This window comes from Spiroplasma endosymbiont of Tipula paludosa, from assembly GCF_964264785.1.
Classification (GTDB): Bacteria; Bacillota_I; Bacilli_A; order Mycoplasmatales; family Nriv7; genus Nriv7.
This window is the reverse complement of record NZ_OZ183484.1, coordinates 1,244,489-1,271,226: the sequence shown is the minus strand read 5'-3', so window position 1 is coordinate 1,271,226 and position 26,738 is coordinate 1,244,489. Positions and strand designations below refer to the sequence as shown.

Genomic DNA, 26,738 nt, shown 5'->3' with positions numbered 1-26,738 from the left:
TGATGAGTCAATGAATGGTTCGTGATAGTATTTATGGTAATATTAATGTTCAAGAATCAGTTATTATTGCTTTAATTAATAGTAAAGAGTTTCAACGCTTAAGAAGAATTTTGCAATTAGGTGGTGGACAATTTGTTTTTCCTAGTGCTGTTCATAATCGCTTTAGTCATTCATTAGGAGTTTATTATTTAATTGATAAAATTTTTAGAAATTCTAGTTTTGATAATGTATCTAATGAAGAAAAAACTTTAACAAAAATTGCTGGTTTATTACATGATTTAGGGCATGGTCCTTTTTCTCATAGTTTTGAAAAAGTTTCGCCAATTAATCATGAACAATGAACAATTGCCATTATTCAAAATGAACAATCGCAAATTAATCAAGTTTTAAAAGCATTTAATATTGATGTGCAAGCTGTTTGTCAAATTATTGCTAAAACCCATCCTAATAAAATTCTTTTATCATTAGTAAGTTCCCAACTTGATTGTGATCGGATGGATTATTTGTTAAGAGATTCTTATCATACAGGTGTTGAATATGGAAATTTTGATATTGATTGAATTATGGAAAATTTACGAATTATTAATAATGAAATTGTTTATGATGAAAAAGCATTATTTGCAATTGAAAATTATTTGTTAGGTCGTTATCATATGTATTGGCAAATTTATAATCATAAAGTTGGCATTAGTTTTGATTATTTATTAGTAAATATTTTTAAACGCTTAAAATATTTATTTACAAAAAATTTTAAGTTTAAAACTGATATTGCTTTAGTTGTACCTTTATTACAAGAAAATAATTCCGAACAATTAAATGTAAGTCATTATTTACAACTTGATGATTATAGTTTAATGAGTCTTTTTAGTTTATTAGCTAAAGAAGAAGATAATATTTTGCAAGATTTAACAGACCGCATTGTTAATCGAAGATTTTTTAAATTAATTCCTAATGTCAATGCTAATGATTTAAAAAACTATCAAAAATTGTTAGTTGCAGGAAATTATGATTTAGATTATTATTTAATTATTGAAGAATTTAATCAGCCAACATTATATCAGCAAAACTTAATGGAGCAACCAATTAAATTAGTTAATAAAAATGATCTAGTATTTAATTTAGAAAAAAAATCTAAATTGATTAATACTAATGAACAAAGTAGTAAACAAGTTGAAAAACAACAATATGTATTATTACCAAAAGAAGTTTTAGTACAAACATAGATTTAGAAGGAGATAATATATGAATAAGTCTTTAGTTGATCTGGCATATGAATTTCTTATTAAGCGAAAACACGCTGGTTTTAAAGAAATTTATGATTATGTTAAGATTGCCAAGGAAACACCAATTGAAGCTGAAGCAAAAGAAATGGTTAATTTATATACTGATATGGTATTGGATAATCGTTTTTTGTTAATTCAGGATAACGAATGGGGGTTACGACAAGATTATAAGTATGATGAAATTAAGAAACAATTAGAATTTTTATTTGCTATTAATGATGATATTGATCCTAAGAAATTAGAAGTTACTGAAATTATTGATGAAGTTGATGATACTTTTGAAGAAAGTATTGATGATGAAGAAGATGAATTAGAAATTGATAGCGATGATGAAGAAGATGAAGTTGATTGAGATGAAATTGAAAAAGAAATGGAAGAAAATAACTAGTTGTTAGAGTTAAAGAAGGTGAATTATAATGACAAAATATATTTTTATTACGGGTGGTGTAGTTTCCAGTTTAGGTAAGGGAATTGCTGGCGCTTCAATTGGTCATATTTTAAAAGATAGTGGATTAAAGGTTTTTATGCAAAAATTTGATCCATATATTAATGTTGATCCAGGAACAATGAATCCCTATGAGCATGGTGAGGTTTTTGTTACTGCTGATGGTAGTGAGACTGATTTAGATTTAGGTCATTATGAACGCTTTATTGATGAAAATTTGACTTGCTATTCATCAATTACTGCTGGTAAAGCATATTTAGAAGTAATTGAAAAAGAGCGGAATGGTGATTATGAAGGTAAAACAGTTCAAGTAGTACCGCATTTAACAGATATTATTAAGAATAAGATTTATTTAGCGTCAACTGTTAGTAAAGCCGATATTATTATTGGTGAAATTGGGGGCACAGTTGGTGATATTGAGTCATTACCATTTATTGAAACGATTCGGCAAATAAGAATGGAAAAAGGGAAAGAAAATGTGTTATTTATTCATGTTGCTTTAGTACCATTTATTGCTGCTAGTGGTGAATTTAAAACAAAGCCAGTTCAACATTCAGTTAAAGAATTATTGTCGTTAGGAATTCAACCAGATATTGTTCTTGCTCGTAGTGAACAAGAATTATCAGCACAATTAATTGATAAAATTTCTTTATTTTGTAATGTTAATCGTAATGCTGTTTTTAGTGCTTATGATGTGGATAATATTTATAAAGTACCAATTGTTCTTTATGAACAAGATATTTTAACAACGCTTGCTTCGTTGCTACATTTAAAAATTAAACATAATAATTTAAAGAAATTAAAATTGTTTTTACAAAAAGCTAGTGATGCTAAAAATAAAGTTATTACAATTTATTTAGTTGGTAAGTATATTGAATTACCGGATGCGTATTTATCAGTTTTAGAGTCATTAAAGTTAGCTGGTTATGAAAAAGGTGTCGAAGTTAAAGTGCAATGAATTAGTGCCAATGATATTGATGAAAATAATTATGAAGATATTTTTAAACATTGTAAAGGTATTATTGTACCTGGTGGGTTTGGTTATCGGGGCATTGAAGGAAAAATATTAGCTGCTAAGTATGCTAGAAAACATCATATTCCTTATTTTGGCATTTGTTTAGGCATGCAAACGGCATTAATTGAATTTGCCCAAGATGTTTGTAAATTACCAGATGCTCATTCTGAGGAGTTTTTTCCTGAATGTAAAAATCCGATATTACATTTAATTAGAGGAAAAAACTCAACTGATCATATTGGTGGTACATTGCGACTAGGAAATTATGATATTACTATTGAAGATAAAACGCATGTTTCGAAATTATACAAGAAGAAGGTTATCCAAGAACGCCATCGGCATCGTTACGAAGTAAATAATGATTATTTGGATTTATTTAAAGAAAAAGGAATTATTTTTAGTGGTATGTATAAAGAACAATCTTTAGTGGAAATTATTGAATTAAAGAACCATCCGTTTTTTATTGGTAGTCAATTTCATCCTGAATTTACTTCCCGACCAAGCAAATCAAATCCATTATTTATTGGATTTATTGAAGCAGTAATTAAAGCATATTAACAAATTTTAATCTTGGAGGATAGAAATGACAAAATTAGTTAATCCAACAGCAATGTTGCAAAAAGCGAGAAAAGAAAATTATGCAATTGCGCATTTTAATATTAATAATTTAGAATGAATTAAAGCAATTTTAAAAGCAGTACAAGAAACTAATAGTCCAGTAATTTTAGGAGTATCCGAAGGGGCAATTAAATATATGGGGGGAGTTAAAACGGTTTATGGATTAGTTACTAATCTAATGGATTTCATTAAGGTGACTGTTCCCGTAGCATTACATTTAGACCACGGTCAAACTGTTGAATCGTGTATTGCAGCGATTGATGCTGGTTTTTCTTCAGTAATGTTTGATGGTAGTCATCATCCTCTTGCTGAAAATTTAAAATTAACTGCCCAAGTAGTAGATTATGCTCATCGTAAAAATGTTGCTGTTGAGGCCGAAGTGGGAACTATTGGTGGTGAAGAAGATGGTGTTATTGGTACGGGCGAATTAGCAACCCTTGATGAATGTCAAGCAATGAAAAACTTGGCGGTTGATTTTTTAGCTGCCGGAATTAACAATATTCATGGTCCATATCCTAAAAATTGGGACGGTTTAAAATTAGATTTGTTAAAAAATATTTCTGAAAATATTTCTTTACCACTAGTATTACACGGTGGTTCGGGAATTGATATGGAACAAATTAAACAAGCGATTAGTTTAGGAATTAGTAAAATTAATGTTAATACGGAATTACAATTAGAATTTCAACAAGCAACCCGACAGTATATTATTGCTGAAAAAGATCAAGTGGGTAAAGGTTATGATCCGCGAAAATTATTAAATCCGGGAACTGTTGCTGTTGAGAATAAAGCGAAACAATTATTAGCAGAGTTTGGTAGTTTAGGTAAAGCTTAATTTAAAAAAGAATATTAATGTATTAAAAGAACGCCTTTAAAGGCGTTCTTTTTTTATTTGCTGAATTATACTTGTAAGTGCAAGTAAATAAAATTGCAAAAGATTTCATATAAAAATTTCATGATGCTAAGTTTATTTTAGAAAAAGTAAATTTAAGGAGTTTTTATATGGGATACAAACATCTTGGCATAGATGAAAGAATTTATATTGAGAATCAATTGAAATTTAAAGTAAAAATTAGTGAAATAGCTAAAAATCTTAATCGAAGTATTAGTACTATTAATCGAGAAGTTAATAGAAATAAAGATAATAATCATTATTTTTCATTAATTGCACAAAATAAAGCAGAAAATAGAAAACAATTACATGTTTATTTTCATAAATTTAAAAATAGAGAATTAGTAAAATATGTACAACAAAAATTATTATTAGGTTGATCGCCTGAACAAATTTATGGCAGAATTAAAAATTTTCATCAAGAATGAATTATTAGTTTTAAAACAATTTACAATTGAATTTATTCTGGATTACTTGAAAAGGTTACTAGTAAAAATTTAAGAAGAAAAGGTAAGAAACGAAAATCTCAAGAAAATCGGGGTAAATTTAATGGTAAATCCATTAAAGAACGAAATGTTAATAATCGCATAACTCTTGGCCATTGAGAAGGTGATACTGTAGTATCATCACGAGGTAAAAGTAAATCATGTTTAATAACTTTAGTTGAAAGAACATCAAGATTTACTTTAGCAATATTAGTTGAAAATAGAACTACTAAAGTTATTAACAAAAATATTAGTCATTATTTATCAATTCTTCCAAATAATCTTGTTAAGACTATAACATTTGATAGGGGTAAAGAATTTGCTAATTGACAACAACTTGAAAAAAATTTAAATGTGAAAATTTATTTTGCTGATGCATATTCACCTTGACAAAGAGGTACTAATGAAAATACTAATGGTTTAATTAGAGAAAAATTTCCTAAAAAATTAAATTTTTCAAACACTACTAAAAATGCAGTTCATAAATTTATATTGTCTTTAAACCAAAGACCAAGAAAAATACTAAATTATCTTTCGCCAATCGAATATTTGGTTAGAAAAATAATTTAGTTGCACTTAACTTTACAATTTGGCATTTTCAAACACTACTAAAAATGCAGTTCATAAATTTATATTGTCTTTAAACCAAAGACCAAGAAAAATACTAAATTATCTTTCGCCAATCGAATATTTGGTTAGAAAAATAATTTAGTTGCACTTAACTTTACAATTTGGCATTTTCAAACACTACTAAAAATGCAGTTCATAAATTTATATTGTCTTTAAACCAAAGACCAAGAAAAATACTAAATTATCTTTCGCCAATCGAATATTTGGTTAGAAAAATAATTTAGTTGCACTTAACTTTACAATTTGGCATTTTTTCAAACACTACTAAAAATGCAGTTCATAAATTTATATTGTCTTTAAACCAAAGACCAAGAAAAATACTAAATTATCTTTCGCCAATCGAATATTTGGTTAGAAAAATAATTTAGTTGCACTTAACTTTACAATTTGGCATTTATCATAATCCATAATCCAGATAAAGGATAAATCAGTTAATTGAAAAGTAAAACTTTTAATATTGATTTACTATCAAATAATACTTTTTAAAATTATGTGATAAAATATTTTATATTAAAGGATATTAAACTATCACTTGTAAACTTTAAAAATATTTTAGGAGATAATTGTAATGTGAAAAATGATTAGTTTTTTTAATATTTATTTATTAGTAAGTATTAGTTTTGTAAAACCACTATATCTTGTTAATGAGGATAATGAAAATCTTTTAACTGATTGTCGTTGTGCTTTTGAACCCAATAATCGTAACGAACTAATAATAAGAGATAAAAATCGTAGTCAATATTTAGATGTGAATAGTGATGATGCTATTGGTATGGAAGTTATTATGCAGTATGCAAAGATGGTTAGAAAATATTATTTTCAATCTCAAGAAATAGCATCATTAAGGTCTTGTTATGAAGAAATATTAAAAGTTTCGGAAAATAGTAAATTGGCGTATGATAAGTTTATCCATAATACTAAACAATTACAAAATGAATCAGGTTATTTTCCTTCTTTAACAACATTAATTGCTAAAATTAGAACAACAATATTACGCCATAATTATTATCCGCTGTTAGATTTTAATTCTATTATTAATGTTGTTGGTAGCGAAGAACAACATTTATTAAGTTTATATAATTATCTAAGTAAATATTATGGTATTGAAAATATTAAGCGTTGACTGTTTACTCTTGTTTTTACTAATAATATCCAAAAACGCTATTCAGGAGTTTTAGGGATTACAGTATTAAATAGTTTTTATGGCTATCAGTTTATTGCTTTAGATTCAAATATTTTAAGTAAAAATGTTGTTTTTGAAAATTATCAGTTAGGTCATTGAGTATCTAATAATATTATTACGGGTGTTATTCATGAATATGGGCATATGTTAGAATTTGCTTTATCGTTTTTACCTGAACAATTAAATAAAAACATTTTACCAAATAAAGTTACTAATAATGAAAGCAATTATTTTTTAAACAATTGGTTTTCACAAGTTGATTATAAAAATATTAATAATAATATTATTAGAGGTTATAAAGTTCAACCAAGTAATTTTTCAGCATCTAATGAATTTATTCGTTTTATTGGTGAAAAATTAGGTTTTAATCCTGCCAATATTAATGTTTGAAAAGTAGAAGATAATAATGAATTTTTGGAAATTAATCGTAGTACCTTAATAAGTGCTTTAGTATCAAAATTATTTGTTGATAGTCGTTATGGCAAGTTTACTGATTGAAATGAGCAATTTGCCGAGTTAGTTAGTCAATGATTATTAACACCGAATAATTATAAGCAAAATAAACTTTCCGTTCGTTGAACTTTATTAAATAGACTTGGTACATAACCTTTAATTTTATCTACTATTTTGATAATATTATTTACTAGGTGAAGTACAAATGTTAGATAAATACAAAGACGAAAATGAATTTTATAGTCTAATAGGCATAAAATATAAAACTTTCATGAAAATGGTAGAAATTTTAAAAGAAGCTAAAGCTAAACAAAAACAAATTGGTGGTAGACCAAATAAATTATCAATAGAGCAAAGATTACTTATGACTTTAGAATACTGAAAAGAATATAGTACATATCGTATTATTGCAAAAAAATATAATATTAGTCATGTTAGTTGTATTCGTAATATCTTTTGAGTTGAAAATACTCTAATAAAAAATAGTCACTTTCATATACCTGGCAAAAAGATATTATTGGAACATAAAGTTACTAATAATAATTTATTAGCAATTGATGCTACAGAAATTCCAATTGAAAGAATTAAAAAAAACTAAAATTATTATTTTCTGGTAAGAAAAGGCAACATTCATTAAAATCGCAAATAATTATTGATTTATTTAACAATAAAATTATTTCAGTAGATTTTTGTTATGGCAGTATTCATGATTATAAGTTATTTTTAAAATCAAATACACTTATAAATCCAAAATTAGAATTAATTGCCGATTCAGGCTATCAAGGTTTGCAAAATGTTCATAAAAATACATTATTGCCAATTAAAAAGAGTAAAAATAATCCCTTAAATCCAGATAAAAAGGAATATAATAGCTTTTTAAGTAAAGTTAGAATTGCCATTGAACATGTTTTTGCTAGATTAAAAAGATTTAAAATACTAGTTTATCGTTATCGCAATAAGATTAGAAGATTTGGATTACGATTTAACTTAATTTCAGGAATATATAATTTTGAATTAAGCTAGTTATAGTTATGTACCAAGTCTGAAATATAAAAAATTTTTAAAACAAGTTATCATTAACTTATTATTTGAGGTGAAAGAAGCAATGAGTATTTTATTTATTAAAGAATTAAATCATAGTACGGGTAGTAAATCGTTATATCAAAAAGCAACAATGAAAATTAATGTTGGTGAGCATATTGCTTTGATTGGACCTAATGGTAGTGGCAAAACAACATTATTAAATATTATTTCTGGTAAAGTTAGTGCTGATAAAATTGATTTAATTTTTTTTCCTTATGTTAAAATGGGATATTTAGATCAACATCAATTGGTTGATAATAATATTTCAGCATTAGACTATTTAAAAACAGCATATAAAGATTTATTTTTAAAGGAACAAATGATTAATGAATTATATCATCAATTATCATTGAATTATGAAGAAAAAATTTTAAATAAAGCTTTAAAACTGCAAACTGAACTTGATAATAGTGATTTTTATAATGTTGAAAAAGAAATTAATAATTTAGTTATCGGTTTAGCAATTGATAAATCATCATTAGCACAAAAATTATCTAGTTTAAGTGGTGGCCAAAAAAGTAAGATTCTTTTAGCAAAATTATTATTATCAAAAAATGACTTTTTGTTATTAGACGAGCCAACTAACTTTTTAGATACCCAACAAGTTAATTGGTTAGCAAGTTTCTTACAAACATATCCGTATGCATTTTTATTAATATCACATGACCAAGCATTTGTTAATAAAGTTGCTCATATTATTTATGCAATTGAAAATTTTAATTTAGTTCGTTATGTTGGTAATTTTGATCATTATTTAGAACTTAAACAATTAAATCAACGACAGTATTTAATGGAATATCAAGGACAACAAAAGAAAATTGATAAGTTACAAACTTATGTTAATAAAAATATTGCTAGAAAGTCAACAGCAAAAAGTGCCCAGTCACGAAAAAAACAATTGGAAAAAATGGAAATTATTGCTAAACCACAAAAAATTAGTAAACCAAACTTTAATTTTAAGTATCGCCGAAGTTTAACATCGGTTACTCTTAAAGTAAAAGATTTAACGATTGGTTATACTAAACCGTTAATTAATTCATTATCATTTACGATTAAAGAAGGTGAAAAATGATTGGTGCAAGGTTATAATGGGATTGGAAAAACAACATTGCTAGAAACTTTAACTGGTAATATTAAACCAATATCAGGGATAATTACGATTGGTGATAATGTTACGATTGGTTATTTTAAGCAGTTTTATAATTTTCCTGAATTATCGCCAATACAATATTTAAAATCATTAAATCCGGAAATAGATGATGGTGAAATTAGGAAAATATTAGCTAGTTTTGGAATTAAGCGCGAGTTAGCGATGCAAACCCTTAATAAATTATCAGGGGGAGAACAAACTAAAGTTCGGTTAGCAGTTTTATCTTTAATTCCTTGTAGTTTGTTAATTTTGGATGAACCAACTAATCATTTAGATGATTTAGCTAAGGATTCATTATTAGAAGCAATAACCAATTATTCTGGGACAGTATTATTGACTAGTCATGATATTAATTTTAATACTTCTTGAGTGGATAAAACATTAAATTTTATAGATTTTATGATAAAAAATGATAAAATAAAGTAATTAAAATAAGTGATAATTAGGGAGGATAACAATGATTAAAAAAACACCATTAGTTGTTAATATTATTATCATATTGTTTTTGTTAGTAGGGTGTAACGCTTTTAATTTTTATGATTATCAATTACCTAATGATAATGATTCGTTAATTAATTATAATTGTGCTTTTGAGGGTAAGAATGTTAATCTTAAAAGTGAAGGGTTAAACTTAGAAGATATTTTTCATCGTTGGAATTTAGATTTTGAATCACCATCATCTGATGGTGATTCAAAATATATGAAATATTTAGCAACTATTAATAGAAAGAAAAACAATATTGCTGAAAGAAAAGCGTTACAATCTTGTTATAATGAGATTTTAAAAGTTTCTAATAAAAGTACAGAGCAATATAATAAGTATGAACAAAGTTCATTATTGTTAAGAGATTATTATTCAAGTTATGATGATTTAGTAAAAAATCTTGAAAATACTGACTTAAGAGATGGACAAAAACCAATGCTTGATTTGAAACTATTGGAACAAAAAATTGGTAATGATTCAAAGTATTTGTTAGCGATGTATAATTATTTAAGTAAATATTATGGTAAAAAAAATGTTGCTAAGTTATTAGTTGCCCTTTTGGTTACTAATAGTTTTGATTTACAGACTGATTCAGAAAATACCTTAGGGGTTACGGTTTTAGATTGACAATATGGTTATCAGTTTATTGCTTTGCGACCAAGTATTGTTGATAAAGACCATATTAAATCCCAATATTTTAATGGTCAATTTTCTACTAGTAATGTTACTACTGGGATTATTCATGAGTATGGTCATGCGTTAGAAAACTTGTTAAATTTTTTTCCTGAGCAGTTAAATAGTAATATTTTACCAGATAAAACTAATGCTAGTGATGAAGTTCGTTTAGATAAATGATTTAAAAATGGATTACAAAAATCTACTAATAAAAATCAAGCCTGATATAAAAAGGGGTGAAAATTAAAAAAAACAAAAATTTCTGCATCCCAAGAATTTGTTCGTTTTATTGCTAGTAAATTGGGGTATCTTCCAAGTAAGATTAAATTTATTGATATAAATGGCAAAATATATTTTTCTAATTCAGAAGCAAAAATTAGTGCTTTAGTATCAAAATTATTTGTTGATAGTAACTATGGTAAGTTTGTTAGTTTAAAAGAACAGTTTGCAGAGTTATTTAGTCAATGGTTGTTACAACCGATTAGTATGCCAAGCGATCAATTATCGGTTCGCTGAACAATACTCAATGAGTTTTTCTTGGAATACTTACCTAATAAGTATTATGAGATTATTGGAACAAAATTGCTTGCGTAAGCGATAATGTTGTTGGCAACAAGATAGATTAAAAACGCTGATTTTGTAATTAACATAATATATGTTATTATTTTATAGTGAAAATATTTTAGAGGTGGAATAATGAATAAAAAAGATCAAGAGAATGCTATTAACTATTATGAAGCAGAAATTACTTGTATAACATGTTCTAATGTCTTTACTGTTGGTTCAACTAAGGGAAAAGAAATTAGAGTAGATGCTTGTTCAAAATGTCATCCTTTTTATACTGGTCAACAACAATCAATGCGTGCTGATGGCCAAGTAGAAAAGTTTGCTAAGCAACAAGCAAAACAACAAGAAATTTTAAAGCAACAAATTGCAAATGCTAAAAATCAAAAACCAATCGTTAAAAATGCAAGTAAAAAAAGTGATAAGTTAAAAGAGATATCATTAGAAGACTTGAAAGATTCTTTAAACAAATAGTTTAAAACTCACTAAAACAAATTATAGTGAGTTTTTTCGTATTATTTTTAGTTTGTCGTATAATGTAATGAGACTAAGAAATAGGTGATTTTGTGATATTAGAACTTAAGGATATTGTTGTTAAACAAAAAGATATTGTTATTTTAAAAAATATTTCCTTTAATATTTCTAATAATGATGTTTGTGTTTTACTTACTAATTCTTATGAAGAAAAAAATGCTTTATTTAAAGCTTTTAAAGATGGCAAGAATTTAGAAACTGGGCAAATAATTTTTAATGAAGAAAATATTACAACACAATTACCAAAAAAACGCCCATTAGCATTAATTTTTCCACAAAAATTTCTTTTTTCAATTTTTTCAATTCCTTGAAAATTAACTAGTTTATATTTAAAAAATAAAAATTTTTATTTGCAAGCTAAACAAGATTATCGTGATACTAAACATCATTTAAATGATTTAATTGATAATGGTATTAATCTTGATAAGAAAAAATATAAAGACCAATTACGAGATTTTAATGAGAATTTTCTTAAAAATAGTCGGATTCTTGAAGAAACACGGATTAATAAATATTATGAGTTTATTAACAAATTTCATCAAACAGCAATTAAACAAATTATGAATGATGTTAATGCTAATAATACTTCAATTTTAATGCAAAGATTTCAAAGTTGAGTTGTAGAAGCGGAAAAATTAACAATTTTAAATAGTCGGTTAACTTTTTTACAAGCTTTATGAGATAAAATTTTTATTTTAACAAGAATGGAAAAAAGTTGTCATTGTCATCAAGGACATAAGGAAAATAAGCGTTCATTTAAGATGAAAGAAGTAACATTTGTTGCTAATGAGTTTTTAGAAACTTTAGATGGGGAAATTACTGAGTTAAGAAAAAATATTTTACAAGCGGAAATTGATACGAAAGCATATGCGAAAAATTTTTGAAAGTTAGTTAAAAGCATTGAGTATAAACATAAAAATGCTGATTTTATTCGTTTAAAAAAAAGTAATAAATTTAAGCAGTGAAAACAGGCAACAAGAGAATACCGCAATGAATTTTATTTTCAACAAGGGCAAATTATTAGTGAAATTTTAGTTTCAGAAATTAAAATGCTTCAAGGAAAAATTATGAATGAAACCTATATTTATCATCAATTGCTTTTAAATGGTTTTGATAAAATTAGTGTAAAAAAGTTTAAAAATGAAGTTCATACTGCTAGTAGAGCAGTTATTAGGGTTCGTCAGCAAGCTTGATTACAAGTAAAGAATATTATTGATGATATTGAGCTAAAAGGCTTAAAGTTTAGTTTTATTTGACAATTTACGGGTTGAGATCGCGTTAAGTTGCAAATTGCTATTGCTCTTATTCAACAAAAACGATTACTTATTATTGATGATACTTTAGTTAAACAATCTAAACAGTATAAAAATGAGTTTGGTTATTTAATTGAAAAACTTCAAAAGCATTATAATTTAACGATTCTTATTATTAGTAAATATGGTTATCGTGTTATTGATGTTGCCCAAAAAGTTATTATTTTACAAAATGGTGATATTGTTCAGCAAGATACAAAAGAAAATATTATTGCTCAACCTTTTAATAAGGATGTTTTACAGGCGATTAGTTCCCCACATTTAAATTGGTTTGCGTACTTTAATTATACTGAATCGTGATTATTAATTGATAATATTAATATTGTCAGTTTAAAGACACTTTATATGGAAAATAAAAATTTTAGTTTTAATGTTGGTATTTTACCAGAAAAAATTGTTCCTGATTTTTACAAACATAAAATAAAAGTTATTAATAAGCAACCCCTTTATGGATGAGTTATTAAGTTAAAAAAAATGCGTAAAGGTGATTGATTACTTGATGTAATTTTAAATGATAATAAAATTATTAAAGTAATAACTCCACCATCAAATAATAAAAAATTTTTAAAAGAAGAAATTAAATTTGATATTTTGTCAGGGGGTATTTATTTGTTTGATAGTAAAACCGATCAATTAATTAAGAGATGATAGAGGAGAATAATAAAAAATGACAAAACAAATCTGAGATAAGATAAAAGAATATTCCACGGTAATAATTTTGCGCCATATTAGTCCTGATGGTGATGCGTATGGTGTCCAATTTGGTTTAAAACATTTAATTGTTACTAATTTGCCTCATATTAGAGTTTTAACTGGGGGTGTTAGTTTATTAGACTTGAGTTATATTGGTATCTGTGATGATGTTAAGGAAGAAGACTATCGTGATGCTTTAGTAATTATTGGTGATTGTGCTAATGCCGAGCGAATTGATGGCAGTGGATGAGAAAAAGGAAAATATAAGATTAAAATTGATCATCATCCATTTTATGAACAATATGCTGATTTAGAGTGAATTGATGATGTGGCACCATCAGCAAGTGAAATGGTAGCAAAGTTAGCTTTAGATAATAACTTGCAAGTTACAAAGGAGGCTGCTAAAGCACTATTTCATGGAATGGTAACTGATACGGGAAGGTTTCTTTATGGTAATTTGCGACCAGAAACTTTTTTATTAGCAAATTTTTTAATGACAACGGGTTTTAATATTGAACAACTTTATAATAATTTGTATCAACGGCCAATGAATATTATAAAATTTCAAGCGTTTGCTTTGAGTAATTTTACGGTTACTGACAATGGCGTTGCTTTTTTAAAGTTAACACCAGATATTTTGAAAGAATTTTTAATTACTAAAGAAAAAGCTAATAATTTAGTTAATCTCTTAGGGAGGATTTTGGGAATACATATATGAGCATTTTGTAGTCAAGATGAAAATGATGAGTTTATTAAAATTAGTATTCGGAGTACTGGTTTGAAAATTAATGATTTAGCAGCAAAATATGGTGGCGGTGGTCATCATCGTGCAGCTGGTGTAAAAACTAATTCTTGACATACTGTTGATGCCTTATTAAATGATTTAAATTTGTTAGCAAAAAATATTAATCAAAGTGAGGGGAAATAATGTATGTGCGTTATAAAGATGGATGAATTGAAGTAATTAGTGGTTGTATGTTTGCTGGTAAAACTGAGGAATTAATCCGCCGAATAAATATGTTATCATTTGCTAATAAAAAAATTCAAATTTTTAAACCATTAATTGATAATCGTTATGAAGAAGAAATTGTTAGTCATAATAATAGAAAAATTAAAGCAATAAGAATTTGTAATGCGCAACAATTAATTGAATTTTTAGATGATGATACCGAGGTTATTGCGATTGATGAAATTCAGTTTTTTACAAGTGATATTTTAATAGTTTTAGAACAATTAGCAGATCAGGGAAAGAGGATTATTGTTGCTGGTTTAGATAAAGATTTTCGTGGTGAACCTTTTAAATGTATGCCAGAACTATTAACGCGAGCTGAATTTGTTACTAAATTAGAAGCAATATGTGTAAAATGTCATTCGCCGGCAACAAGAACGCAAAGAATAATTAATGGATTTCCTGCTAGTTATCATGACCCGATTGTTTTAATTGGTGCTAATGAATTTTATGAGGCGCGTTGTCGTCATTGTCATATTGTTAATGATTATCCACAAACTAATATTAAGGAGAATAAAAATGAATGTCAAAACCCGAGAACGATTGGAAACAATGAAACATCGTTATAATGAAATTAATAGTTTACTAAGTCAATCCGATATTAATAATAATATTGAATTATTAACTAAGTTATCTAAAGAAAGAGCTAAACTTAATGATACAGTATTGCTATATATGAAATATCTTAGTATTGAAAGCAATCTTCAAGAAATTAAAAATATTTTTCAAAATGAAAAAGATGCTGATTTGTTAAATTTAGCAAAAGAAGAATTAAAAGGTAATGAAGAATCATTATTATTTGTTGAACAGCAGTTAACAGTTGCATTATTGCCAGCAAACCCTAATGATGATAAAAATGTTATTATTGAAATTCGTGGTGCTGCTGGTGGTGATGAAGCTAATATTTTTGCTGGTGATTTATATCGGATGTATTTACGATATTGTGAATCACAAAATTGAAAAACAGAACTTTTGGATGCACGAATATCAAATTCTGGTGGTTTTTCGCAAATTTCATTTTTGATTAAAGGTGAAAAAGTCTATGCAAAAATGAAATTTGAAGCTGGTAGTCATCGCGTGCAAAGAATTCCTAAAACTGAATCACAAGGAAGAGTTCATACTTCTACAGCTACGGTTGTTGTCTTACCCGAAGCTAGTGCTTTAGATGTTGATGTTAAACCGTCAGAATTAAAAATTGATACTTATCGGGCTTCTGGTGCTGGGGGGCAACATGTTAATACTACTGATTCAGCAGTACGCATTACTCATTTACCAACTGGAATTGTGGCAACTTCACAAGATGGTCGCAGTCAACATGATAATAAGGATAAGGCTTTAAAAGTGTTACTTGCTAAAATTTATGAAGCTAAACTTGAAGCTCAGCAAAGTGAAATGGGAACATTACGAAAAAGTGCTGTTGGTAGTGGTGTGCGAGCAGAAAAAATTCGAACATATAATTATCCTCAAAATCGTGTTAGTGACCATCGGATTAATTTGACATTAAATAAACTTGATCGAATTATGCTGGGTGAACTTAATGAGATTATTAATGCTTTAATTGATGATGAACAAAAAAGAAAAATGGGAATGGAAGATTAGTTATGACCTATCATCAGTTATTACAAAAGGGTGAAAAATTATATGTTGATTATCGTAGTCACCATTGTAAATGATTATTAGCTCATTTAGCAAACTATTCCTTGCAAGAATTATATGCCAATTTAGATATTGAAAGTAAAGTTAGTGAAGAAGACTTTTATGCTTTAATTAATATTAATTTACAGGGAAAACCGTTGGCATATATTTTAGGTTATCAAACTTTTTTGGGGCGTGATTTTATTGTTAACCCCAATGTTTTTATTCCGCGTACTGAAACGCAAGAATTAGTAGAAAATCTTTTGTATTATGTTGATGACTATTTTCAAGATGTAAAGCAAATTAAAGTACTTGATGTTGCTACGGGTAGTGGTGCGATTGCTATTAGTTTAGCGTTAGAAGAAGCAAAAGTTTTTGTTGTTGCTAGTGATATTAGTAGTGAAGCTTTAAAAGTTGCAAAAGCTAATGCGCTAAATCTTAATTGTCAAAATATTAAATTTGTTAATAGTAATTTGTTAGCGTCCTTTGTTAATAATGATGATAAGTTTGATATTTTAGTATGTAATCCCCCTTATATTGGAATTGATGAACAGATTGAAAATATGGTTAAAGACTATGAACCGCATTTAGCATTATTTGCTACTGATAATGGTTTATTTTTCTATAAATTAATTTTTAAACAAGTAAAAACAATAATGAACAATAAATATTTATTAGCCTTTGAATTTGGTTATTCACAAAAAGCGGCTTTAGAAGTATTAGTAAAGGAATATTTTGCAACTAGTGAATATGAATTTATTAAAGATATTAGTGGTCGATGAAGAATGCTTTTTATTTACAATGAATAATAAATAATTTTATAGTAAAATAATGACATTAGAAAATAAAGAATTGGGTGAAATGAAATGAAGGGTAAAGCAACAAAACCATTGTTAATATCACTTTTTTTAATTCTTTTGTTAGCACCGGGAATTGCTTTTCTTATTGTTTTGGTTAATGATTCATTAGTTACAACTTTTACTAATGATCTTAATGTTTTTACAAGAGAAGAATATTACTTACAATATTTTCAAAAGACCTATAATTTTTCTTTGGAAAATACTAAAATCCTTTTGCAATATTTATCTGATTTTTATGATTTTAAAATAATTTCCAGTATGAATGCACAACTTGCCTATACAATTACGGGAACTTCATTAGTATTTTTAGGAATTTTTATTATTTTAGGGGGAGCATTTTTTTTAAATAAAAAGTGAAAAACAACAAGGGCATTAGTAGTTGTTTTATTAATTTTTTGAATTATAACAATTGTTGGTTTTGGATTATTAGCTGTGGGGCAATATAAATATCAATGAACTAATGAAGCAACTTTAAATTCGCTAGTAAAAGTTAAGGATGCTAAAGATATTATCATTATTCCCAATCCTTATCATTTTGCGAGTGAAGAATTTCATGAATTTTTAGTGGCGTTATCTGGTAAAAAAATTCATTCTGAAGCTATTGAGTGATTTAAAAATTTTCTTTTTAAAGAATTTTATCAAAAGTTAATTAATTTAAAAGGAAATACTAATGATTGAATTAGTGAAGTTGGTATTTGATGAGTTTTTCTTATTCAAGCAACATTAGTTTCTTTAATTGTTGCTTTTGATTATACTAGTTATGCTAGTCATTTAGTGAAACCGGCTTTTGTTTTTAATAAACGGGAAAAAATTTTATTATTTGGTCAAAATTGGTTTCGAAAAACTTGGGTTTCTTTTAAACAACCAACAATTTGAAATGTTTTGCGAATTTCAATTTTTTTAATTTCAATATTTATTTTAATTGAAGTTATTTTAATTATTGCTAATTTTCTTAATAAAGATTTAGTAAATCTTTATGATTTGTTATCAAAATTTCCTTATGGTCATAATAATCCTAGAAATATTCTTGAAATCCCTGGACAACCACAAGAAATTATTCGTGAAACTTTTTTGATTGAAATTTTAGCACCAATTTATTATTATCCTAATTTACCAACTGTTTTTGTTGTGCAGTTTGTGCCAATTTTAGGTTTAACATTTTTAATAATTATTTGAAGTGTATCTTTTGTTCTTATTAAAAGGATATCTTATTTATCTCGTGGTTCAATAATTTTATTTTATACTTTTTTTCTGCCAATTCTTTTTGCTGGTTTATTTCTTTTTACATATTCACAAACTAATACTAATAATTTAATTGCTGTTGCTAATGATATGTTTTATAAACTTAAAGAAAAATATCCTGATTTTCATATATCATATTATAAATCATCCTTATTTGGGGGTGCTATTTCTAATACTGGCGAGTGAATTGTGTTTAGTGTTGAAATTATTGTTCTTGCTGTCTTTTCAATTATTATTTCAATTTTGTTATGGAAAATTTATCAACAAGATAATTTAAAAATAAAAATGACAATTCCTAATTTTATTTTAGAAAAGAAAAAAAGAGTTAAGAAAGTAAAAAAAATATCCAAAAAATAAAGAGGAAAATAAAATGTTTTTTGCATATAATCGTTCAATGTTAATTTGATTTTTGACTAATATATTATTATTTTTTAGTCACTTTTTAGTCATTTGAACACTTTATTATTTTACATATAATTATAAAGCTGCCCCATTGGAGTTTTCAACATTAATTTGAGCTATTGGTATTAGCATTGTTGCTGTTCTTTATTTGAGTGAAGCATTATTTATTATGATTAAGTTTTATCCGCTGTGGAACCGACCATTTTTAACTGTTAGTGATTATTATCAATGATATCTTTTGAATCGTTTTCTTACTTATACTACTTTTATTTTGTTAATGATAACGACTTTTTTTAGTTTAAGAAAATTGCCGATTAGTGTGGGAAATGCTGTTTATCAGAATGCGGATTATTTAATTTATTTAATATTTATTCCAATCTTAATATTTAATGCAATTGTTGTGTGATATAATTACAAATATAAAAAAATTATTAGAGCGCGAAAAAAAGCATCTAATAAAGTAGAATTAGTTTCTAGTGTGAGGTAGAGATAATATGATTAGAAAAGAAAAATGGCTTTATTTAATTGCTAATGTAATATTAATATGAAACCTTGTATATTTTATTATTGCTAATTACCTAAGTAGTGAAGTTGTTCTTTGAAGTGATGTTTTTAAAGATTCTTTACTATTGTCTTCAACAAAAATTCTTTTGTTACCATTATTATCGCTACTTATTAGTTTAATAAGTATTGCTGTTGCTTTATTTTTAAATTTTAAAAATTATAAAACTAAGCAAAGTAAATATCTTATTGCTTGAATTTTTTTATTATCATTATCAATGGCAATATCTTTAATGTTATCTTTTTATTCGCAAATATCATTAGCAATATATATGGATGGTGGTAACAGTGGCTTAAGTATTTCGTGGTTAAATAGTCGTTCAATTTGAATTATCGGCGGAGTAGTAATCGTTGCTAAAATTGTTGCTATTGTTGAGTTTGCAATGAATTATAATTCATTATTAAAATATAACTTGCTATTAGAAAATAGTTTTGAGGATGGAACAGCGTTTAATTTAAATTCTAATTTACAAAATATGAAATATAATAATAAAGAACCAAAAACGGAATATATCCCTAATATTAATAATGTTTATGCTGGTTATGTAAATCCTAGTTATAATGGTAGTTTAAGTGCCACAATGAATATTAAAAGCGATGATATTAATGACTTTTATGCTAAAGAAAATTTATTACAGGATAATAATATTAAACCATTAATAAAAGAAAATGAAGAATTTAATAGCTTGGGAGTTGTAAATCCGTTACCAAATATTACACCAGCAACAATGGGATTTACACAGCAAATTAAAAATGAATATGAAAAGGATTTTGTTTTGGTTCAGGAATTGCATCGTATTAATATGGCACAAAGTAATGCTCGTGTTGCGAAGTTAATTAATATTTTTTATAATCGTTATGACCGTGGTTTGGATCTTGATGTTGATCGGGTAATGCTCTTAATCTATCGGGTAGCGTTAGAACACGAACCGCTTTTTGGATATTTAAAAGATGCTATTTTATATAAACTAGATAGCAAATTTATTTCTGATTTAGCTCGTAAATGATTTAATTCTTATGCTAATAAGGTAAATAATTTTTATAGTACTAGTCGTTCTGCTTTTAAGAAAAGTCTTAATGAAGGAATAACTATTATGGATAATGATATTGAAAAGTATTTGCAAGAATCGGTACCGAGATAGTTTTATTAGTTTATGCAAATATTATCATTAGAACAAAAAAATCTTGTTATTCATAATTTATTAAACGAGCAAGTTGGTATTGTTCCTACCGATACCGTATATGGTTTAGTGGGAATTTATTCTTCGCAATTTGTCGCTAAAAGAATCTTGCATTTAAAATTAAGAGATAAAAATAAACCATTGGCAGTTATTGTTAGTGATATTGCAATGGCAAAAGATATTGGGGTTATTACTTCGCAAGTTGAACAGTTATATGAATCGTATCCTCGGGGGAAAATAACAATTATTGTTAAACAAAAAGTGAATGTCACAGAAACGATAGCGATTAGAATTACCAATTATCGCTGGTTACAAGATATTGTTTATCAAACAGGACCACTATTTGCCACTAGTGCTAATATTCATAATGAAAATCCAATTATAACTGTTAATGAGAATAAACTTGAAGTTGATTTTATTGTTGATGGGGGTATTATTGACCAAAAGGCTTCAACAATTATTGATGCTACAGGTAGTGAGATTGTTATTATTCGTTCATAAGTTATATTAGGCGTTATTGTATTAATATTTTTTATATATTAATTGCTGAATTATACTTGTAAGTGCAAGTAAATAAAATTGCAAAAGATTTCATATAAAAATTTCATGATGCTAAGTTTATTTTAGAAAAAGTAAATTTAAGGAGTTTTTATATGGGATACAAACATCTTGGCATAGATGAAAGAATTTATATTGAGAATCAATTGAAATTTAAAGTAAAAATTAGTGAAATAGCTAAAAATCTTAATCGAAGTATTAGTACTATTAATCGAGAAGTTAATAGAAATAAAGATAATAATCATTATTTTTCATTAATTGCACAAAATAAAGCAGAAAATAGAAAACAATTACATGTTTATTTTCATAAGCTGAATTATACTTGTAAGTGCAAGTAAATAAAATTGCAAAAGATTTCATATAAAAATTTCATGATGCTAAGTTTATTTTAGAAGCTGAATTATACTTGTAAGTGCAAGTAAATAAAATTGCAAAAGATTTCATATAAAAATTTCATGATGCTAAGTTTATTTTAGAAAAAGTAAATTTAAGGAGTTTTTATATGGGATACAAACATCTTGGCATAGATGAAAGAATTTATATTGAGAATCAATTGAAATTTAAAGTAAAAATTAGTGAAATAGCTAAAAATCTTAATCGAAGTATTAGTACTATTAATCGAGAAGTTAATAGAAATAAAGATAATAATCATTATTTTTCATTAATTGCACAAAATAAAGCAGAAAATAGAAAACAATTACATGTTTATTTTCATAAATTTAAAAATAGAGAATTAGTAAAATATGTACAACAAAAATTATTATTAGGTTGATCGCCTGAACAAATTTATGGCAGAATTAAAAATTTTCATCAAGAATGAATTATTAGTTTTAAAACAATTTACAATTGAATTTATTCTGGATTACTTGAAAAGGTTACTAGTAAAAATTTAAGAAGAAAAGGTAAGAAACGAAAATCTCAAGAAAATCGGGGTAAATTTAATGGTAAATCCATTAAAGAACGAAATGTTAATAATCGCATAACTCTTGGCCATTGAGAAGGTGATACTGTAGTATCATCACGAGGTAAAAGTAAATCATGTTTAATAACTTTAGTTGAAAGAACATCAAGATTTACTTTAGCAATATTAGTTGAAAATAGAACTACTAAAGTTATTAACAAAAATATTAGTCATTATTTATCAATTCTTCCAAATAATCTTGTTAAGACTATAACATTTGATAGGGGTAAAGAATTTGCTAATTGACAACAACTTGAAAAAAATTTAAATGTGAAAATTTATTTTGCTGATGCATATTCACCTTGACAAAGAGGTACTAATGAAAATACTAATGGTTTAATTAGAGAAAAATTTCCTAAAAAATTTAATTTTTCAAACACTACTAAAAATGCAGTTCATAAATTTATATTGTCTTTAAACCAAAGACCAAGAAAAATACTAAATTATCTTTCGCCAATCGAATATTTGGTTAGAAAAATAATTTAGTTGCACTTAACTTTACAATTTGGCGAAAAAGTAAATTTAAGGAGTTTTTATATGGGATACAAACATCTTGGCATAGATGAAAGAATTTATATTGAGAATCAATTGAAATTTAAAGTAAAAATTAGTGAAATAGCTAAAAATCTTAATCGAAGTATTAGTACTATTAATCGAGAAGTTAATAGAAATAAAGATAATAATCATTATTTTTCATTAATTGCACAAAATAAAGCAGAAAATAGAAAACAATTACATGTTTATTTTCATAAATTTAAAAATAGAGAATTAGTAAAATATGTACAACAAAAATTATTATTAGGTTGATCGCCTGAACAAATTTATGGCAGAATTAAAAATTTTCATCAAGAATGAATTATTAGTTTTAAAACAATTTACAATTGAATTTATTCTGGATTACTTGAAAAGGTTACTAGTAAAAATTTAAGAAGAAAAGGTAAGAAACGAAAATCTCAAGAAAATCGGGGTAAATTTAATGGTAAATCCATTAAAGAACGAAATGTTAATAATCGCATAACTCTTGGCCATTGAGAAGGTGATACTGTAGTATCATCACGAGGTAAAAGTAAATCATGTTTAATAACTTTAGTTGAAAGAACATCAAGATTTACTTTAGCAATATTAGTTGAAAATAGAACTACTAAAGTTATTAACAAAAATATTAGTCATTATTTATCAATTCTTCCAAATAATCTTGTTAAGACTATAACATTTGATAGGGGTAAAGAATTTGCTAATTGACAACAACTTGAAAAAAATTTAAATGTGAAAATTTATTTTGCTGATGCATATTCACCTTGACAAAGAGGTACTAATGAAAATACTAATGGTTTAATTAGAGAAAAATTTCCTAAAAAATTTAATTTTTCAAACACTACTAAAAATGCAGTTCATAAATTTATATTGTCTTTAAACCAAAGACCAAGAAAAATACTAAATTATCTTTCGCCAATCGAATATTTGGTTAGAAAAATAATTTAGTTGCACTTAACTTTACAATTTGGCAATTTAATTAATAATATATAAAAACTCTTTATTTTATTGAAGTTATTCAATAATTTTTTTATAAAATGGTGTATAATTTAATAAAATAAAAGGAAAATAATGGTTTATTTCTTGAATTTAAGTAAATGGATATTAAGGGGTGAAAAGCAATGACATTAATGATTATGGGAGCAATAATGATATTTTTATCTACGCTTTTAGGGGTATTTTTATTAGTGTTATCAATGCCAATTATTTTTAATTTTATTACTAATGAAATTTGGTTAGAAAAATTATTTTTAAGATTTGGTAAAGAAAATTTTTCTTTTGCATTAATTAAATTAAAAAATGATTTAATGAGTAATCTTGTAATTTATGTATTTTTTGGAATTTTAATTACCCTATTTTTTGTTTTAGTAACAATAGTAATATCACAAATTCGTCATCGTAAAAATCATAAAGTGGCAATTAGACTATTTTATACAAATTTTGCTTTAACGGGAATTATTTTTACTATTTTGGTTTTAATGATTATTTTTACGGGAATATGATGATTTTCATTTATTTTAGCAGTTTTAGCAATGGGGTTATTTTTTTTACAAAATTCCTTCTTATCATTAATTAAAAATTCTATTAATCATAAAGAATACCAAATTGGTAATATTATTACTGCGGGTGATGGAAAAATTAGTAATGAAAATTATTTAGATATTAATAACGAAATTGTAAATATTAGAAAAAATAGTATTCAAGCACAACAATCATTGTCTTTAGTAAAAGAACAGTTACAGTCAGAGTTTTTAAATGATAAAGACTATGAAACTAATGAAATTGATAACAATAAGTTGGTGGTAAAGTCAAAAGCATCCTTACCAGATATTTTAAATCCAATGTTGTTAAAAGAGAATAAAGATGATGGTGATGCGATTCGTAAAATAATTGCAGAACCGATTTATCAAAAAGATTCAAAAAATAATGTGATATCATCAGATGAACAAAAGGAAGCTGATGATAAGGAGCAAGTGGATATTAATAATGAATATTTACAAGTTAAGCAACCGGAGGAGTGTTCATATGTTGCTCCAAGTGAATTGGAGGATGACGATGGTAAACAACCATTGATGAGTAATAGTTCACAAACTGGTAGTAGGGAAGATGATTTTGTGAAGCAGTCATTTGCTAATGGGTATTATCAAGGACAGCAATATTCACAAGTTCAGGAACAAATAGTGCCATTAGGTGAACAAAAGGAAGCTGATGGTAAAAACCAAGTGGATATTAATAATGAATATTTACAAGTTAAGCAACCGGAGGAGTGTTCATATGTTGCTCCAAGTGAATTGGAGGATGACGATGGTAAACAACCATTGATGAGTAATAGTTCACAAACTGGTAGTAGGGAAGATGATTTTGTGAAGCAGTCATTTGCTAATGGGTATTATCAAGGACAGCAATATTCACAAGTTCAGGAACAAATAGTGGCATTAGGTGAACAAAAGGAAGCTGATGGTAAAAACCAAGTGGATATTAATAATGAATATTTACAAGTTAAGCAACCGGAGGAGTGTTCATATGTTGCTCCAAGTGAATTGGAGGATGACGATGGTAAACAACCATTGATGAGTAATAGTTCACAAACTGGTAGTAGGGAAGATGATTTTGTGAAGCAGTCATTTGCTAATGGGTATTATCAAGGACAGCAATATTCACAAGTTCAGGAACAAATAGTGGCATTAGGTGAACAAAAGGAAGCTGATGATACAGACATTGAGCCTAATAAAATTTATTGTCATTCATCGATGACAGGAAAAACTGTTGAAATTGTTCCACAAAAGACAAGAAAATTTTTATTTGCTAATCTTCCAGGAAAACCAGATGAGTTAGAAAGTCCGGTGTATGAATATAATCCGATTGAAGAACAAGATAAGAAACCAAAACAGGACAAAAAGAAGAATCACGAAAGTCGTTCTTATGGAATTTTTGACCAAACAATGCAGCGCCGAGCTAATCCAGTAGGAATACAAGAAGCAGTTTCCTATCCACAAGGATATGTGCAAGCAAGATATCAAACAAAATCTAATTATTATGAACAACCAACATTAAATATTAATTTACCGAATCAAGAAACATATAATAAATCTGTTGTTAATCAACAATTTGATGTAGCAGCAATTGCAGAGCATTATCATTCGCAATATCCAAATTATATATTTACTAATGATAGTTGTCCTATTTGTTATCAAGGCGGTTAGTTATTCTAAAATCTAGAACTTAATTATATATAAGTTCTAGATTTTATTTTGGGGATATGTTGCATTTTTATAATAAATTAGTTATTATTATAAAGGACTTTATTTAGATACGCACGGTATCGTGTGTATAAAATAATAACACTATGAAAGAATGAAAGGAGTATTAATTATGCCAACAATTAATCAATTGATTCACAAGCCAAGAAAAGGAAAGACTCGTAAGTCAAGGTCAGCGTTATTAGGAGTAGGATATAACTCATTAAGAAGAAAGCAAACTACTGGTTCTTCTCCCCAAAAAAGAGCAGTATGTAAACTTGTGAAAACAAAAACGCCAAAGAAACCTAACTCAGCTTTAAGAAAGATTACTCGTGTGCGACTGAGTAATGGTTTAGAAATAACAGCATATATTCCTGGTGAAGGACATAACTTGCAGGAGCATTCAGTGGTACTTATTCAAGGCGGAAGAACGAAGGATTTACCAGGAGTGCGCTATCGAGTTATTCGTGGTGTTTTAGATGCGGCTGGTGTTGAAGGGCGAAAACAAGGTCGTTCAATTTATGGAACAAAGAGACCTAAAAAGTAATAGTTTAAGAAAGGAGTTATTATATGCGTAAAAGAAGAGCAGAAAAACGAGATGTTTTACCAGATCCAATATATAATTCAAAGTTGGTTACGAGAGCAATTAATAAAATTATGGTTGATGGTAAAAGAGGAATTGCCCAAACAATTCTTTATCAAGCTTTTGATATTATTAAAGAAAAAACAAATGATGATCCATCGGATATTTTTAATAAAGCATTAAATAATGTTTCACCACAATTGGAGTTGAAAGTAAGAAGAATTGGTGGTGCTAATTATCAAGTACCTATTGAGGTATATGAAGAGCGAAAAATGACATTGAGTCTTAGATGATTAATTAATTATTCACATAGTCGTAATGGAAAATGTATGGAAGAAAAGTTAGCAGCAGAAATTATTGATGCATCAAATGGTACAGGTGGCGCTGTTAAGAAAAAAGAGGAAACCGAAAGACAGGCAGAAGCGAACAAAGCCTTTGCTAATTACCGTTGATAATTTAAGAGGAGTAGATAG

Annotated in this window: 28 protein-coding genes and 1 pseudogene; all 29 read left to right on the top strand. The window is 26.7% G+C overall.

Translation table 4 applies throughout. The annotated features are described in order from the left end of the window. Window positions 1-2 precede the first annotated feature (2 nt). The 29 genes and pseudogenes from ACFEL5_RS07625 to rpsG all read left to right on the top strand — a co-directional run bounded on the left by ACFEL5_RS07625 (window position 3) and on the right by rpsG (window position 26,720). Entirely contained in the window at window positions 3-1,223 is a 1,221-nt protein-coding gene (locus tag ACFEL5_RS07625; protein WP_342277919.1) for an HD domain-containing protein, read from the top strand. A gap of 19 nt (window positions 1,224-1,242) precedes the next feature. Further along, complete coding sequence (gene rpoE / locus ACFEL5_RS07620) at window positions 1,243-1,671, top strand: DNA-directed RNA polymerase subunit delta (protein ID WP_342277920.1); 429 nt, start codon at window positions 1,243-1,245, stop codon at window positions 1,669-1,671. 28 nt (window positions 1,672-1,699) lie between these two features. Then, window positions 1,700-3,301 (top strand): CTP synthase, encoded by a 1,602-nt coding sequence (locus ACFEL5_RS07615; protein ID WP_375315374.1) that lies wholly within the window; start codon window positions 1,700-1,702, stop codon window positions 3,299-3,301. A 25-nt stretch (window positions 3,302-3,326) separates the two neighbouring features. Beyond that, window positions 3,327-4,196, top strand: a complete 870-nt coding sequence (fba, locus tag ACFEL5_RS07610) for a class II fructose-1,6-bisphosphate aldolase (protein ID WP_342189689.1) — start codon at window positions 3,327-3,329, stop codon at window positions 4,194-4,196. 167 nt (window positions 4,197-4,363) lie between these two features. Continuing rightward, entirely contained in the window at window positions 4,364-5,308 is a 945-nt protein-coding gene (locus ACFEL5_RS07605; RefSeq protein ID WP_375315190.1) for an IS30 family transposase, read from the top strand. A gap of 19 nt (window positions 5,309-5,327) precedes the next feature. Continuing rightward, window positions 5,328-5,450: a hypothetical protein gene (locus ACFEL5_RS07600; protein ID WP_375315189.1), complete on the top strand. Its 123-nt coding sequence runs from the start codon at window positions 5,328-5,330 to the stop codon at window positions 5,448-5,450. A 19-nt stretch (window positions 5,451-5,469) separates the two neighbouring features. After that, complete coding sequence (locus ACFEL5_RS07595) at window positions 5,470-5,592, top strand: hypothetical protein (protein ID WP_375315189.1); 123 nt, start codon at window positions 5,470-5,472, stop codon at window positions 5,590-5,592. Then, on the top strand, window positions 5,593-5,736 hold the full coding sequence (locus tag ACFEL5_RS07590) for a hypothetical protein (RefSeq protein ID WP_375315373.1): 144 nt from the start codon (window positions 5,593-5,595) through the stop codon (window positions 5,734-5,736). It begins immediately after the preceding gene. A 200-nt stretch (window positions 5,737-5,936) separates the two neighbouring features. Continuing rightward, entirely contained in the window at window positions 5,937-7,157 is a 1,221-nt protein-coding gene (locus ACFEL5_RS07585) for a hypothetical protein (RefSeq protein WP_375315372.1), read from the top strand. A 52-nt stretch (window positions 7,158-7,209) separates the two neighbouring features. Continuing rightward, window positions 7,210-7,602, top strand: a complete 393-nt coding sequence (locus ACFEL5_RS07580) for a transposase family protein (protein ID WP_375315019.1) — start codon at window positions 7,210-7,212, stop codon at window positions 7,600-7,602. A 2-nt stretch (window positions 7,603-7,604) separates the two neighbouring features. Continuing rightward, window positions 7,605-8,027, top strand: a complete 423-nt coding sequence (locus tag ACFEL5_RS07575; protein WP_342224593.1) for a transposase family protein — start codon at window positions 7,605-7,607, stop codon at window positions 8,025-8,027. Between the two features lie 82 nt (window positions 8,028-8,109). Further along, the gene (locus ACFEL5_RS07570) at window positions 8,110-9,663 is read left to right on the top strand and encodes an ABC-F family ATP-binding cassette domain-containing protein (RefSeq protein ID WP_342277924.1); all 1,554 of its coding nucleotides are present in this window, start codon (window positions 8,110-8,112) and stop codon (window positions 9,661-9,663) included. Window positions 9,664-9,694: 31 nt separating this feature from the next. Continuing rightward, the gene (locus tag ACFEL5_RS07565) at window positions 9,695-10,990 is read left to right on the top strand and encodes a hypothetical protein (RefSeq protein ID WP_375315371.1); all 1,296 of its coding nucleotides are present in this window, start codon (window positions 9,695-9,697) and stop codon (window positions 10,988-10,990) included. A 102-nt stretch (window positions 10,991-11,092) separates the two neighbouring features. Continuing rightward, window positions 11,093-11,305 (top strand): annotated as a pseudogene (gene rpmE, locus ACFEL5_RS07560) (50S ribosomal protein L31); the annotation flags it as partial. A 221-nt stretch (window positions 11,306-11,526) separates the two neighbouring features. Further along, a complete protein-coding gene (locus tag ACFEL5_RS07555; protein WP_375315370.1) occupies window positions 11,527-13,458 on the top strand; it encodes a hypothetical protein in 1,932 nt (643 codons plus the stop codon). Between the two features lie 16 nt (window positions 13,459-13,474). After that, window positions 13,475-14,428 carry a DHH family phosphoesterase gene (locus ACFEL5_RS07550; RefSeq protein WP_338967718.1) on the top strand — a complete coding sequence of 318 codons (954 nt, stop codon included), beginning with the start codon at window positions 13,475-13,477 and terminating at the stop codon, window positions 14,426-14,428. Beyond that, complete coding sequence (locus ACFEL5_RS07545) at window positions 14,428-15,078, top strand: thymidine kinase (protein ID WP_375315369.1); 651 nt, start codon at window positions 14,428-14,430, stop codon at window positions 15,076-15,078. The genes ACFEL5_RS07550 and ACFEL5_RS07545 overlap by 1 nt, the downstream gene beginning before the upstream one ends. Next, window positions 15,029-16,108: a peptide chain release factor 1 gene (gene prfA / locus ACFEL5_RS07540; protein WP_338967721.1), complete on the top strand. Its 1,080-nt coding sequence runs from the start codon at window positions 15,029-15,031 to the stop codon at window positions 16,106-16,108. The genes ACFEL5_RS07545 and prfA overlap by 50 nt, the downstream gene beginning before the upstream one ends. 2 nt (window positions 16,109-16,110) lie before the next feature. After that, complete coding sequence (gene prmC / locus ACFEL5_RS07535; protein WP_338967722.1) at window positions 16,111-16,953, top strand: peptide chain release factor N(5)-glutamine methyltransferase; 843 nt, start codon at window positions 16,111-16,113, stop codon at window positions 16,951-16,953. Between the two features lie 81 nt (window positions 16,954-17,034). Beyond that, the gene (locus ACFEL5_RS07530) at window positions 17,035-18,603 is read left to right on the top strand and encodes a hypothetical protein (RefSeq protein WP_375315368.1); all 1,569 of its coding nucleotides are present in this window, start codon (window positions 17,035-17,037) and stop codon (window positions 18,601-18,603) included. A gap of 13 nt (window positions 18,604-18,616) precedes the next feature. Next, window positions 18,617-19,135 carry a hypothetical protein gene (locus tag ACFEL5_RS07525; protein WP_375315367.1) on the top strand — a complete coding sequence of 173 codons (519 nt, stop codon included), beginning with the start codon at window positions 18,617-18,619 and terminating at the stop codon, window positions 19,133-19,135. 7 nt (window positions 19,136-19,142) lie between these two features. Further along, a complete protein-coding gene (locus ACFEL5_RS07520) occupies window positions 19,143-20,351 on the top strand; it encodes a hypothetical protein (protein ID WP_342277935.1) in 1,209 nt (402 codons plus the stop codon). Window positions 20,352-20,363: 12 nt separating this feature from the next. After that, window positions 20,364-20,891 carry an L-threonylcarbamoyladenylate synthase gene (locus ACFEL5_RS07515; protein ID WP_375315366.1) on the top strand — a complete coding sequence of 176 codons (528 nt, stop codon included), beginning with the start codon at window positions 20,364-20,366 and terminating at the stop codon, window positions 20,889-20,891. A gap of 152 nt (window positions 20,892-21,043) precedes the next feature. Continuing rightward, complete coding sequence (locus ACFEL5_RS07510) at window positions 21,044-21,286, top strand: helix-turn-helix domain-containing protein (RefSeq protein ID WP_375315104.1); 243 nt, start codon at window positions 21,044-21,046, stop codon at window positions 21,284-21,286. 164 nt (window positions 21,287-21,450) lie between these two features. Next, window positions 21,451-22,395 carry an IS30 family transposase gene (locus tag ACFEL5_RS07505; protein WP_338966716.1) on the top strand — a complete coding sequence of 315 codons (945 nt, stop codon included), beginning with the start codon at window positions 21,451-21,453 and terminating at the stop codon, window positions 22,393-22,395. Window positions 22,396-22,446: 51 nt separating this feature from the next. After that, window positions 22,447-23,391 (top strand): IS30 family transposase, encoded by a 945-nt coding sequence (locus tag ACFEL5_RS07500; protein ID WP_338966716.1) that lies wholly within the window; start codon window positions 22,447-22,449, stop codon window positions 23,389-23,391. Window positions 23,392-23,564: 173 nt separating this feature from the next. Then, window positions 23,565-25,646 (top strand): hypothetical protein, encoded by a 2,082-nt coding sequence (locus ACFEL5_RS07495; RefSeq protein WP_375315365.1) that lies wholly within the window; start codon window positions 23,565-23,567, stop codon window positions 25,644-25,646. Between the two features lie 169 nt (window positions 25,647-25,815). Beyond that, a complete protein-coding gene (gene rpsL / locus ACFEL5_RS07490; protein WP_338967736.1) occupies window positions 25,816-26,229 on the top strand; it encodes a 30S ribosomal protein S12 in 414 nt (137 codons plus the stop codon). 23 nt (window positions 26,230-26,252) lie between these two features. Further along, window positions 26,253-26,720: a 30S ribosomal protein S7 gene (gene rpsG, locus ACFEL5_RS07485; RefSeq protein WP_338967738.1), complete on the top strand. Its 468-nt coding sequence runs from the start codon at window positions 26,253-26,255 to the stop codon at window positions 26,718-26,720. Window positions 26,721-26,738 lie beyond the last annotated feature (18 nt).